This is a genomic window from Stenotrophomonas sp. YJH_SMC_29 (genome assembly GCF_059371235.1).
This window is the reverse complement of sequence record NZ_JCAFUK010000013.1, coordinates 1-12,274: the sequence shown is the minus strand read 5'-3', so window position 1 is coordinate 12,274 and position 12,274 is coordinate 1. Positions and strand designations below refer to the sequence as shown.

At 66.7% G+C, this 12,274-nt stretch carries 12 protein-coding genes and 5 tRNA genes; 3 read left to right on the top strand and 14 right to left on the bottom strand.

The features are described from left to right. Positions 1–3 precede the first annotated feature (3 nt). Both AC5P9I_RS14460 and AC5P9I_RS14455 read right to left on the bottom strand, forming a co-directional pair. The gene (locus AC5P9I_RS14460) at positions 4–837 is read right to left on the bottom strand and encodes an AraC family transcriptional regulator (protein ID WP_049468537.1); all 834 of its coding nucleotides are present in this window, start codon (positions 835–837) and stop codon (positions 4–6) included. 95 nt (positions 838–932) lie between these two features. Then, complete coding sequence (locus AC5P9I_RS14455; RefSeq protein WP_049468535.1) at positions 933–1,451, bottom strand: P-loop nucleotide/nucleoside kinase family protein; 519 nt, start codon at positions 1,449–1,451, stop codon at positions 933–935. A gap of 260 nt (positions 1,452–1,711) precedes the next feature. On the opposite strand from AC5P9I_RS14455, the gene AC5P9I_RS14450 reads away from it, so the two are divergent. Continuing rightward, on the top strand, positions 1,712–2,785 hold the full coding sequence (locus tag AC5P9I_RS14450; protein WP_049468533.1) for an alpha/beta hydrolase family protein: 1,074 nt from the start codon (positions 1,712–1,714) through the stop codon (positions 2,783–2,785). Between the two features lie 179 nt (positions 2,786–2,964). Here AC5P9I_RS14450 and AC5P9I_RS14445 read toward each other — a convergent pair whose 3' ends face one another. The 5 genes from AC5P9I_RS14445 to AC5P9I_RS14425 all read right to left on the bottom strand — a co-directional run bounded on the left by AC5P9I_RS14445 (position 2,965) and on the right by AC5P9I_RS14425 (position 4,921). Then, a complete protein-coding gene (locus AC5P9I_RS14445) occupies positions 2,965–3,234 on the bottom strand; it encodes a hypothetical protein (RefSeq protein ID WP_005415995.1) in 270 nt (89 codons plus the stop codon). 217 nt (positions 3,235–3,451) lie between these two features. After that, positions 3,452–4,366 (bottom strand): ADP-ribosylglycohydrolase family protein, encoded by a 915-nt coding sequence (locus AC5P9I_RS14440; RefSeq protein WP_049468530.1) that lies wholly within the window; start codon positions 4,364–4,366, stop codon positions 3,452–3,454. 121 nt (positions 4,367–4,487) lie between these two features. Further along, a tRNA-Cys gene (locus tag AC5P9I_RS14435) sits at positions 4,488–4,561 on the bottom strand. Positions 4,562–4,627: 66 nt separating this feature from the next. Continuing rightward, positions 4,628–4,703 (bottom strand) — tRNA-Gly (locus tag AC5P9I_RS14430). 142 nt (positions 4,704–4,845) lie between these two features. After that, positions 4,846–4,921: transfer RNA gene (locus tag AC5P9I_RS14425), tRNA-Gly, on the bottom strand. Between the two features lie 128 nt (positions 4,922–5,049). Here AC5P9I_RS14425 and AC5P9I_RS14420 point away from each other — a divergent pair. Next, the gene (locus AC5P9I_RS14420; protein WP_049470103.1) at positions 5,050–5,451 is read left to right on the top strand and encodes a hypothetical protein; all 402 of its coding nucleotides are present in this window, start codon (positions 5,050–5,052) and stop codon (positions 5,449–5,451) included. Next, a complete protein-coding gene (locus AC5P9I_RS14415) occupies positions 5,444–5,872 on the top strand; it encodes a hypothetical protein (RefSeq protein ID WP_049470100.1) in 429 nt (142 codons plus the stop codon). Before AC5P9I_RS14420 ends, AC5P9I_RS14415 begins: the two co-directional genes overlap by 8 nt. Before the next feature lie 2 nt (positions 5,873–5,874). Here AC5P9I_RS14415 and AC5P9I_RS14410 read toward each other — a convergent pair whose 3' ends face one another. The 7 genes from AC5P9I_RS14410 to AC5P9I_RS14380 form a co-directional block, all read right to left on the bottom strand. Continuing rightward, the gene (locus AC5P9I_RS14410; RefSeq protein WP_049470096.1) at positions 5,875–6,795 is read right to left on the bottom strand and encodes an HlyD family secretion protein; all 921 of its coding nucleotides are present in this window, start codon (positions 6,793–6,795) and stop codon (positions 5,875–5,877) included. Further along, complete coding sequence (locus AC5P9I_RS14405) at positions 6,792–7,520, bottom strand: ABC transporter ATP-binding protein (RefSeq protein ID WP_049470093.1); 729 nt, start codon at positions 7,518–7,520, stop codon at positions 6,792–6,794. The genes AC5P9I_RS14410 and AC5P9I_RS14405 overlap by 4 nt, the downstream gene beginning before the upstream one ends. 10 nt (positions 7,521–7,530) lie before the next feature. Further along, a complete protein-coding gene (locus tag AC5P9I_RS14400; protein ID WP_049470092.1) occupies positions 7,531–8,670 on the bottom strand; it encodes an ABC transporter permease in 1,140 nt (379 codons plus the stop codon). Then, positions 8,667–10,130 (bottom strand): efflux transporter outer membrane subunit, encoded by a 1,464-nt coding sequence (locus tag AC5P9I_RS14395; RefSeq protein WP_049470087.1) that lies wholly within the window; start codon positions 10,128–10,130, stop codon positions 8,667–8,669. Before AC5P9I_RS14395 ends, AC5P9I_RS14400 begins: the two co-directional genes overlap by 4 nt. A 367-nt stretch (positions 10,131–10,497) precedes the next feature. Next, positions 10,498–10,573, bottom strand: a tRNA-Gly gene (locus AC5P9I_RS14390). Positions 10,574–10,686: 113 nt separating this feature from the next. Beyond that, positions 10,687–11,793, bottom strand: coding sequence for an NAD(P)/FAD-dependent oxidoreductase (locus tag AC5P9I_RS14385; RefSeq protein ID WP_049466910.1), 1,107 nt, complete (start codon positions 11,791–11,793; stop codon positions 10,687–10,689). 138 nt (positions 11,794–11,931) lie between these two features. After that, positions 11,932–12,007: transfer RNA gene (locus tag AC5P9I_RS14380), tRNA-Gly, on the bottom strand. Positions 12,008–12,274: the final 267 nt, after the last annotated feature.

Sequence of the window (12,274 nt, the reverse complement as noted above, 5' to 3'; positions counted from 1 at the left end):
GGCTCAGGCCGCGCCCGCGCGCGCCTGCCCCCGCCACTCCCGCGGCGACTGCCCGGTGTGCGCCTTGAACGCGCGCGACAGTGCCGCCTCGCTGCCATAGCCCACCTCGTCGGCAATCCGCTTCAACGGACGCCCCTGACGCAGTGCCTGCTGCGCCAGGCCCACCCGCCAGCCCTGCAGGTACTGGCCCGGCGTGGTGCCCATGGCTTCGCGGAAGCTGGAGGCGAACACGCTGCGTGACATGCCGGCGACCTCGGCCAGGTCTTCCAGGGTCCACGACTGCGCCGGCGCCTCATGCATTGCCACCAATGCCAGCCGCAGCCGCGGATGACCCAGCCCGGCGAACAGGCCACCTCGCATCTCGCCCCCTTCCATCAGCTGGCGCAGCACCTGGATCATCACCACCTCGAACAACCGGTTGACCATCGCCGCACGCCCACAGCGCTGCTCGAAGGCTTCTTCGAACAGCAGCTCCAGCGCGGCATTGCCGCCATGCAGATCCGTCAGGGGCATGCAGATGAAATCGGGCAACGCCGCGCTGATCGGGTTGAGCCGGCCGCCCTCGAAATGCAGGCTTGCGCAGGCCATGTCGGCGCCGTGCTGCGGATCGGTAACGAAGCGGTGCGGCAGCGGCCGCGGATACAGCAGCAGGCTCGGCACCTCGACCTGCACGGTGTGCGGCCCATGCGTGACCTGGAGCGGGCCTCGCCTTACCAGGTGCAGTTGGCCGGCCTCATCCTCGCCGTCCAGCGTGTTGATGCCGCACAGCGCGCCGGCATGGAACACCGAGGCGGTGACCGCGAAACGTTCCAGCAGAATGGCAAGGCGGTCGACCATGACGGGACTCCGGGTCAAGCGAGGCGAACTCAATGCGAGAGATCGTATCGAAATCGGCGATTGAGTGGGCGGCAGCGGCTGAGTGACCGGCCGCGCTACGCCGGGCCTGCCTCGGTATAGCGCATCACCGCGAAGCCCTCTTCCGCGGCCGGTGCAGCGAAGTGGCGGGTGATCCGTTCGAACTCCTCGTCGCTGGCCTGGAACGGATGCTCGCCGAGAGCATTGCGCGCGCGCAGCCGCGCCTTGCAGACCTCATCGGCAATGTCGAGGAAATGCAATTGATGTGCAGCGCCAACCGGCGAGAACACTTCACGTGCCCACGCGCGGCTGGCTGGCGTATTGAATGGAAAATCGAGCACCACCGAAACACCGGCCTGCAGCAATGCGCGCAGATGATCGGCCAGCACATTGCGCAACGCGGCGGCGCGCTGCAGATAGTCGGCAATGGAATGGATTTCGCCCGGATACAGCGCCGCCAGCCATGCGTCTTCGCTGATCAATACATGGCGCGGCTTCAACGCCAACTGCTGCGACAGGATGGATTTTCCAGCACCGATCTTGCCGCACACCAGGTGCAGGGTCGGCGCAGGGCCGTTCGATGAAAGGTCGTGCATCTGCGTTCTCCTTGGTGGATTCCACTATCCGGGAGAGCGCCGTATGCAACCCGCCTTCCCGGGCGGGTTGCCTGGCCGTGATGACCGCGCGCTACCCCGCCTTCCCGAAAGGAATGCGGATAATCGATGCGATGCTGTGCAGGGCCATGCCGCCAGCATAGAGCGCAGTACGCCCGACCGGCAATGCCTGCGGCAGTGCAGCGCGCGCAAGGTAGTGCGGGGATCTATGCTCGGCGCCATTCCCGCATGGAATGGCCCCGATGCACCCCTTGCTTCGATGTGCTCTTGCCCTCTGCCTGCTGCCTTGGATGACATCGCTGGCTGCACCACCGCCAGCAACACGCACGCTCAGCGGCGAGCTGCAGGGCGCACCGTGGCGGCTGGATGTACCGGCCAATTGGAACGGCGACCTGGTGATGCTGGCCCATGGCTACGAACCGGTCGGCGTGCCGCGCACCGCACCCATGGCGGCCAATGACAGCACCGCGCCACTGTTGGCAGCAGGTTACGCCGTCGCGCAGAGCGCCTATGCCAGCCAGGGCTGGGCAGTGGCCGATGCGATCACCGATACGGAACGCCTGCGCCAGCAGGCAGTGGGTGAACTCAAGCATGTCCGCCACACCTGGATGCTGGGATTCTCGATGGGCGGTGCCGTGACCATCGGCAGCCTCGAGCGCTTCCCACAACACTACGCAGGCGGTGTGTCGCTGTGCGGCGCCAATCTCAGTGGCGAACAGATCGCGACCGATCTGCTGACCACGCTGGTCGCGTTCGACTACTTCTTCCCCAAGGCCGATGGGCTGCCGCCCGCCGGCCTGGCATCGCGCGAAGCCGCCGCGCTGCCACAGGGCGAGTTGTACCGGGGCATCGCCAATGCGCTGCAGCGCGATCCGCCGCACGCCGCAGTACTGGCGCGGCGGCTGCAGGTCTCGCCTGATGCACTGGCCGGCACGGTCAGCCTGCACGCGCTGGTCCTGCACCAACTGGCTACACGGAGCGGCGGCATGCCGATCGGCAACATCGGCATGATCTACAGCGGATTCGGTGATGACGCCGCGTTCAATGCCGGCGTGCAGCGCATCGATCCCGTGCCTGCGGCGCAGGCGCAAGTGCGCAGCACGCTGGCAATGACCGGCGCACTGAAGCGACCGCTGGTGATCCAGTTCAACCACAACGACCCGACCATCGTGCCGCACATGCAGACGGTGTATCCGCAATTGGCCGCACGGGCTGGCGCACGCCCGCGGCCACGCGTGCTGCCGCCGGTGGGCGAAGGTCACTGCGGTTTTTCTGGAGCGCAGGTGGTCGACGCCTTGAAGGCAGTGCAACGCTGAGTACAGCGCGTGCCGCAACGCATCGCATCAAGTACCTGCCGGAAGGGGCTGCTCTGGTGGCAGGGGGCGTTCAGCCGCCGGGGCCTCGGCCTTACCCGCGGGGTGCTGCACGATGCACGCGGCCCGATCGGCGTCCAGGGCCAGGCGCTGACCGCGTGAGCGCAACGTTGACGGCCCAATCAGCCGCCGAGCGTGCCCATCGTGAAGGTGTAGCCCGAGCTCATCAGGAATTCGCGCATGCGCATTTCCGCGCGCCGCGGTGAGGCCAGGTTGGCCGGCGCATACAGGGCATACACCAGGCCCGACCCTTCGATATGCTCGCGGCGCACCCCGCAGCGGGCGGTTTCCGAGGCGATGACCCATCCGTCCTTCAGCCGATCCGGGCCAATGGATTGCCCGTTCTTCAAGCGGAAGGTCAACCAGCGCACATCTGCCGTGACTTTGCTCATTTCCGTATCGCTCCCTGGCTGGAGCGATACCTGGTGCCCTTGCTCGCCATTGCAGCTCCCTGAGACGTGGAACCCGACCATAGCGCCTTCCCATGTCGTGGGCGGCTGAGACTGGCCGCCACGGCGCGGCCAACTGCCGCAGGGGACGCCCGTCGCGTCGGAAAGGGTGGCAGCCAGGAGCGCCGTGCCTGCGCAGTTCGCAGGCACTGGATGGGCCTTATGCGGTGCGGGCGATGCCTTGGTTGAGGGCGTGCAGCGCATCGGCCAGCGCCTGGATTTCGGTGCGCAAGGCCAGCCGCTGCAGCCATCTCTCAGGAATTCCGCGCGCGCCATGGAATGCGCCCGCCAGCTGCCCGGCGATGGCGGCCGTGGTGTCGGCATCCTCGCCAAGGTTGGCCGCCTCGAGTACGACGGCTTCAAAGGTATCGTGGCGATCAAAGCACCAGAGTGCAGCTTCCAGACTGTCGACAACATAGCCATTGCCACGGATCTGCTCACGCGCCGCATCACGATAGCCGCCCGCTGCGATCTGCTGCAGCCGCGCGCTCTCGAGGGGAACATCGCTGAGATCCAGCACTCCGTCGCGGGTGCTCCCCGCCAGCGCACGCTCCAGCGCGACGGCCAGCAGGCGGCACGCCTCCAGGCACTCCTGCGCAGCGTGCGTGGTTCGCGAACTCAACGCGGCCATGGCCTGCAGATCGGGGGTCCCGGCGTAGCGCAACGCGACCGGCGCCAAACGCATGATCGAGCCATTGCCAGCGCTGCGCGGATCGTCACTTCCCGCCAGCGGATGGCCATCCTGCAGGAACCGGTCGATGGCAGCCCGTGTCGCCATGCCGATATCGAAACACTCCCCGGTCGCACTCCAGTAACCATGCCGGTACCAGTTGGCGTAGCGGTTCATCTGATCGCGCGCGTCGAAGGTTTCGCAACGCACCAGGCTCTCGGCCAGGCACATCGCCATGGAGGTATCGTCGGTCCACTGCCCCGGCTGCAGCTGGAACGGCCCGCCACCCACCATGTCGGTGATCGGGGTGAAGCTGCCACGAGGCTTGAACTCCAGCGTGGTACCGACGGCATCGCCGCACGCGAGGCCGAGCAACGCACCCCGGAAGTGATCAATCTGGTTCATCAGGCAAGTGTAGCGCCGCCGTCGCCGCCATGACTGGCCGCCAGGCCGCGCAACGATCGCGCGAGCGGGAAAGCGATCGCAGCCAAGAAAAAAGCCCTGACCGGAGTCAGGGCTTTTCAATTGGAGGCCTCAAGCGGAATCGAACCGCTGTAAACGGATTTGCAATCCGGTGCATAGCCACTCTGCCATGAGGCCAACGTACTGCACGCCAGGAACACCGCCCTGACAAGACAAAACCCCAAGATGGGGCCTGTCGGAACATGGAGCGGGAAACGAGACTCGAACTCGCGACCTCAACCTTGGCAAGGTTGCGCTCTACCAACTGAGCTATTCCCGCGTAAGCCGACATGGTACCGGAAATCCGGGACACACACCAGCGATTTCACCTTTCTGACTGCGCGCAGAGCCTTGTGGCCCAACGTGCCCCGCCTTGCCGTGGCGGGAGAAAAACAAGGCCCCTGTCGGGGCCCTGTAGAATCTGGAGCGGGAAACGAGACTCGAACTCGCGACCTCAACCTTGGCAAGGTTGCGCTCTACCAACTGAGCTATTCCCGCAGATTCTTCGACCTGCGTCGAAGGAGCGCCATTGTGTCCAAATTCCTTCACGCCGTCAACAGTCTTCACATCATGCGGTCACGGGCGTCCGCAGTGGGGTACGCTGCCCCGCCCGGTCCCGTTCGCCCATGCTCCTTCGCGGCACGCCCCTGTTGATCGCCCTGCTGCTGCATCTGCTGGTGGCCCTGCTGTACTGGGCACTGATGCCGATGGGAATGAACTGGTATCGCAACCATTTCGGCTTTGCTTCACATCGTGACATCGGTTTGGGCATCGCCCAGTTCCATCTGTTCTGGATGTTCATTGGCGCCCAGCCGCTGATCGCGGTGCTGCGGCCGCTGTTTGCCAAGCTGCTGGTGCTGGCGATTCCCCTGGGGTTCGCGAGCTGGACACTGATGCACAACCATCCGCTGCGCCTGCTGTACTTCACCCTCGGGCCCGGCCTGCTGGCATTGGCCGCGATTGCCATTTCCGCGTGGTATGCGTCACACAACCGCCTGCCTGCCACCACGGACACCACCAATGCCTAGACGCTACGTCCGCCTGTTCTGGCTGCTGGTTTCATTGACCTGGCTGGCGCTGATCGCGGCCTTGGTCAACGCCGGTTTCACCCCGGACTACTGGCTGCTGCACCACCTGGAAGGTGCCGAGTCGCCCTACCCGACCAGCACTGTCATCGTGTTCGCGTTGCTGGGTACGGTCGAACTGGTGGTGGCCGCCTTGATCGTGCGGCCGTGGAGACTGAAACGCCTGTGGCTGCGCCTGCTGATCGCCTTCGCCCTGCTGCTGCTGTGGTCGGTGCCGTGGATGCTGTCGGCGATGCACCAGCCGCCGGTACAAGGCATGCACCTGCTGTGGCTGCTGCTGTTGGACGTAGGCCTGCTGCTGGCGCTGTGCGGGGTGTCGGCGGTGAGCGCATGGCGGGCGTTCAGGCGTCCGCCACAACGCTAGGCCTACTTCCGGAACTCCACCCGCACATGCTGGCCGAAGCGTGCCTTGGCCTCGCCGTCGAACTCCAGCACGCACTCCACCACCTTGGCCACGCCACGCCCCGCGTCTTCAGGCAGGCGGGCCTGCGCGAACACCGGGCTGATGCGTACCACGCGTGCGGTCGGCAGCGTGCCGGTGTTCTCGGCACCATCGCTGTCCGTTACCACCGTCGCTTTCATGCCTACCTGCACCGCGTCGGCATAGGCGGCACTGAGTTCGGCACGCACCTGCAGCGGGCGTGCCGGCAGCAGCGAGATCGCCGGCTTGCCGCCCTGCACGAAGGCGCCCAGGCCCGGCACCTGGCCGACCACGGTGCCGGCTTCCGGTGCACTCAACGACATCTGCTGCAGTTTCAACCTGGCGTGCTCCAGCTTGTGCTGGGCCATGTCGACCTGCGCACCCGCCACGTCGACGTCGGCGCGAACAACCGCCAGCTGCTGCCTCGCCGCATCGGCCTGCTGGTTGGATGACACCCCTTCGCTGGCGCCGGTGGACAGGCGGGTGGCGTTGCGCTCCAGTTCGCGCAGCTGCGCCTGGCTGCCCTTCAGGCGATCATTGGCCAGGGCCAGATCGGCGGTGGCCATCGCCACTTCCTGCTGCAGCAGCGCGCCATCCAGCGACAGCAGCAGCTGCCCCTTCTTGACCGTGGCGCCCTCCTTCACCGGCGCAGCGGTGATCGAGCCATCCACCGGCGGTGCAAGCGCGATCAGGCCGCCCTCGACATCGATGATGCCGCGCGCGACCGCGACCTTGCCGGCGGCGGCTGCATCGGCCTTGCCCGAAGGCGGCTGTACAGGCGCGGGCGCGTCCCTGGAACAGGCGCCGAGCAGCAGTGCCGCGGAGAGGGCCAGGCTGAGGGGAAGCAGGTGCGGCGTCTTGGTCATGGGGCGGACTCTACGGTTTCGTTCTGGCGGCGGTCATCACGGACCATGCCGTCTTCCATGGCGATCACCCGATCCGCATGCCGGATCAGGCGCGGATCGTGGCTCACGCACAGCACGGTGGCGCCGTGCGCCCGCGCATAGCGATGCAGGATGTCGATCACGCGCTGACCGTTCTCGGCGTCCAGCGCGCTGGTGGGTTCGTCGGCGAAGATCAGCGTTGGCGACTTGGCGAAGGCACGAGCCACCGCCACGCGCTGCTTCTCACCGCCGGACAGCTGCGCCGGGCGCATGTGGCTGCGGTGGCTGAGGCCAACCTCTTCCAGCGCCCTGCGGGCCAGTGGTTCGCTTTCGCGATCGCGCATGCCGCGGTAGCCCAGCGGCAGCTGCACCTGCTCCAGCGCGGTCAGCGCCGGGAACAGGTTGAAGCCCTGGAACACGAAGCCGACATGGTGCAGGCGGAACCGCTCCACCTCGCTGCGGGTCATGTGCCCCACATCCTGGCCCAGCGCGTGCACCCGCCCACCATCGGGCGCGGACAGGCCGGACAGCAGCGACAACAGCGTGCTCTTGCCGCACCCCGAAGGCCCCGAGACCAGGGTCAGCTCGCCGGGGTAGATGTCCAGCGACAGGCCACGCAGCACCGGCACCTGTACATCGCCCGACATGAAGCCTTTTTCCAGTGCGTCGGCCTGCAACGTGGGGGCGATGGCATGTTTGGAGGTCATCGGCCGGTCCTCAACGCAGCAGCAACGATGGATCGGAGCGGACCACACTGCGCACCGCCATGATGCTCGACAGCATGGCCATCACCGCGACCAGCGCCACGCAGCCCAGGATCACCATCGGCGTCAGCTGCACCGGTACGCGCTGGGTCTGCGCGATCAGCAGCACCACGGTGCTGAAGGCCGCTGCCAGCAACATGCCTACGCCGCCGATCAGCAAGGCCTGCTCGAACACCACCCGTGCCAGCGCGTAGCGACCGGCACCGAGCGCATTGAGCGTGGCGTACTCGCGCACCGAACCGGCCACCACCGAGGCGAATGACTGGTTGGTGATCACCGCACCGACGAAGCAGACGATGACCGCCATGAACAGCACCGCGATGCCGGCGCCGGTATCGAACAGCCAATATTGCTGCGAGCGGCTGGCGAACTCCGGCGCGGTCCAGAACTCGACCGGCGTCGCCTGGCCCATCGATGCAGACAGGCGATCGCGCACGTGACCGGCGAGGTCCGGCGAACGCAGGCCCGCCACGAAATAGGTACTGCCCTCGTGCGGATCCGTGCCGGCAATGGCGCGCGCGGTATCCAGCGAGGCCAGCACATTGACGCCGCCAAGGCCCCGCAGCCCCGGTTGCGCGGCGACCACGCGCACGGCCTTGCCGTTGATCCACGCGCGGTTGTTCTGCAAGTCCACGCCCAGCGTATCCAGGTCGGCGCTGTCGACGATCACCGCACCGGGCTCGCGCAGCTGTGCGCGCAGGTCGGCAGGCAGGATGCGCGCGAACATCATTGCGTCGTCGCGGGTGGAGATGCCGGACAGGTACACCGACACGTTGCCGGTGCCCTGCGCGCCGGAACGCCATTCGCCGTCGACCCACTCGTAGGGCTCGACGCGGGTGACATCCGGGTCCATGCGCAGGTGGCTTTCCACGTCGACGCTGATCGCATGGCCGTAGTTGACGCTCTGCGTGCCCGGGAAACCTGCCCAGATATCGGCCGAGGATGCCTTCACGTAGATCGCGGCGGTACCAAAGATGCCCAGCACCAGCGCCGCCTGCACGATCAGCAGCACGCCGGCAAAACACATCGCCAGCACCACCGGCAGGAACCGGCGCCACTCATAGGCCAGGGTCTTGCGGGCCAGCGCGATCATTGTGATGGCTCCCCAGCTCCGGCCGGCAGCGGCGCGCCCCCGAGGGCGCGGTACAGCGAGGCGAACGCCAGCACGCGTGCGCCCTGTGCACCGATGAGATCGGCCTGCGAGGCCAGTGCGGCACGCTGCGTGTCCAGACCCTCGAACTCGCTGGACAGGCCCAGCTGCACCTGCCGCACCTGGCGCTTGACCTGCTGGCGTGCGGCATCATTGGCCGCACGCAGCGACTGGATGCTGCTGTCCTGGCGCGCCAGGCTGCCCAACGCGCCCTCCACCTCGCTCACGCCTTCCAGCACCGCCTTGCGGTAGCCCAGCAAGGCGGCATCCAGTTGCTTCTCATCGGCATGGAAGCGCGCTCGACGCTGCCCCCAGTCCCACAGCGGAATATCGATGTACGGGCCGATCGACGGGCTGGAGTCGGAATTGGAACGGGCGTTCTGGGTGAGGTTGTAGGCGTACAGGATCGAGCCACCCAGGCTGATCCGCGGATACATCGCAGCGCGCGCCGCGCCCTTGCTGGCGGCGGCCTGCATCACTTCCGATTCGGCCAGCAGGATCTGCGGTCGATGTCGCAGCAGGTCAGCCGGGACCTGCTGCAGCGTGAACGCACCCAGCGTCGGCGGGGTGCGGTAGGCGTGCCAGGCCGGATCCGGACGCTCGCGGCCCAGCAGCAATGCCAGCGCACGGGCGGCGTTGTCGGCGTTTTCCCGCGCCTGCGCGATGGCCGCACGGGTGGCCGCCTGCCGCGCGCGCAGCCGTTCCAGCTCGCCCGGCTCATCCAGACGCAGCCGCTGCCGCACCAGCGCCAGCTGTTCGCCGCGGTCGTCCACGGCCTGCTGTCGGGCCAGCAGATCCTGCTGGGCCTGCGCTACGGTCAGGTCGAGATAGCTGCGTACCACATCGGCGATCACCGCCACCTGTGCGGCATTGCGCAGGGCCACGGCGTTGCCGGCCGAGGCCTGAGCGCTCAACTGCGCGCTCTCGGCGGCACCGAACAGGCCCAGGTCCCAGATCGCTTCGATGCCGGCATGGAAGTAGGTGTCGACAGCGGCAGCGTCCTGCACCTGCTTGGCGCTGGCGGTGATTTCCGGCAGGAAGCGCGAATCGGAGGTACCGGCGACGATCCGTACGGCCTGCAGCCGCAACGTCGCCTGCTGCAGGTCCAGATTGCCGGCGATGGCCTGATCGACCAGGCCGTCCAGCGCCGGGTCGGACAACACTTTCCACCACTGCCTGGCGTCCACCGCCACGCCCTGCCCCTGCGGCACCTGGGCCCAGGCGGTGGGTGTGCGGTCAGGCAGGTCCGGAACCGGTACCGACATGCAGCCGGCCAGCGCCAGGCTTGCAAACAATGCGCCGGGCCGCAGCAGCCCCTGCAGGGAGAATGCTCGCCCGGTCCTGGGCACCGCCACTGGAGTGATACGCCTGACCACCAGCCCGCCAACGTGTAGAAGGAGCATGAAGGCTACCGTGCGATTGTGGAGCGAACATGGAGAAATGGTCCGAAAACGGTCACAACACGCGTGCGGTTCAGGCAACGATGGCGCAGGCCTTTCGCCAGCCTTTCACTGCCTGCAGCAGGCGGAACACTGATGCGGATTCCAGGTCATTGCCTCTTGCAGCAGCCCACCTCGCGCCAGGGCTTCCGATCGTCCCCACGATCGCCGCGCCCCCGTCATGCCGATTGCGACGCAAATGTCGGAATCGCCCCCAGAGGCACACTTACCACGCCCACCATGAAAATGTCGTGGCCTGACTGTAGCGACCCGCGTGGCCAACGCCATGACAAACGAAAAACGCCCCCTTGCGGGAGCGTTTTTCTGAATCTGGAGCGGGAAACGAGACTCGAACTCGCGACCTCAACCTTGGCAAGGTTGCGCTCTACCAACTGAGCTATTCCCGCAGATTTCGTTCGACCTGCGTCGAAGGAGCGCTATTGTGTCGGGATTGCTGCACGGCGTCAACCGGAATTTTCACCTGTGCCACGGGGTAGCGTTCAGGCGCTTGGCCTTGGCTTCAGGCACGCAGGCCACGGCGGTGGAAGTAGACCTGCTCGGCAATGCGACGCGTGGCCGTCGTGTGCAGCAGCGCGTTGAGCGGCCAGTCGGCCTGCAGATGGTCCATCGCCCAGCGCAGCAGGCGCTTGCCATGGAAGGCCGGCGCCACCTGCCGCGCCACCCGCTCGGCGTCCGGCCCCTGGCCACGCAGATGCCGGGCAATCGCCTCGCCGACGGCCCAGCCATGCCGCCATGAGGAATGGATGCCCCCGGCCGAGAGCGGAGAGACGATGCCCGCCGCGTCGCCGGTCAGGACCACGCGCTGGCCGGTGATCGGCCCGTCCGGCCGGCCGCAGGGCACCAGCCCTGCGCGGGTGCCCGAGGGACGCGCCGAAGGCGGAATGCCGACCCCATCGCGCACGTGGTCGAGGAAGCCATCGATATCCGGCGGCCGTACCTGTTGCGGGTCATGACGCAGCGCCAATCCGACCTGCAGGCCGGTTGGATTCTGCGCGACCCAACCGATATAACCCCGCGCGTAGCGCTTGCTGACAAAGCAATGCAGCGCATTGCCCTGCGCCACCTGCAGGCCGGCGAACTCGCGCTCGACGCCGTAGAGGGTGTCGCGCACCTGGCCAAGGCCGGTGCGCTGGGCCACGCGTGAGCGTGCGCCATCAGCACCGACCAGATAGGCGCAGCGCCCTGCCCCTTCCACCTGCCAGCCGTCACCACAGCGACGAGCGTCGGTGAAGGACTGCTGCAGGCGCAGGTCGACACCGTTCGCGCGCAGTTCGCTGGCCAGCCAACGCATCACGTTCGGCGTATCGGTAGTGAGGAAGTAATAGCCCGGCGCGGCCAGCAACACGCTGCGCAGGTTCGGCGCATACAGGCGCACGTTGGCAACGCGCTGCACGAGGTGCTCGGGCATGCGCCCCAGCCAGGTCTGCTCCATCGCCTCTTTCACCACGATGCCGGTGGTGTGCAGGCGCTCGCCGGGGTCGGCCTTGCGTTCCAGCACGCAGACGCGCAGACCGTACTGGGCGGCAGCCAGTGCGCAGGCGGCACCGGCGAAACTGGCGCCGACGATGATGACGTCGTGGTCGTAGGCGGAGGGAGTGTGAGGCATTGCGGCATCGCCGTGGAGAATCGGAGATGCAGCTTCGAACTGCCGCGTGGCGAGCCGAAGGAGTGGCGGTGAAGTGGGGATGAAGCGCGGAATACGCAAACGAAAAACGCCCCCTTGCGGGAGCGTTTTTCTTGAATCTGGAGCGGGAAACGAGACTCGAACTCGCGACCTCAACCTTGGCAAGGTTGCGCTCTACCAACTGAGCTATTCCCGCTTGGGAGGCGAAATTCTACCTATTCTGGGAATGGCGTCAAGCGGTTTTTTCGGGGCCTGCGAGGCGCCTTGCACCGCGTATCCACGCATGGCGTGGATCTTATCTCTTGCCGATCTGGCACCTTGGGTGCCGAGAGCCCGGCGTGGGCGACCGTGTGGATCCAGGTCTTGCGACCGAGAAGTAGCTTGGGTCCCCACGCCGGATTCTCCCTGAACCGCCCGAACAGTTGGTTGAGTTGGCGCTCGAACTGATAAGACTGGGCAAGCG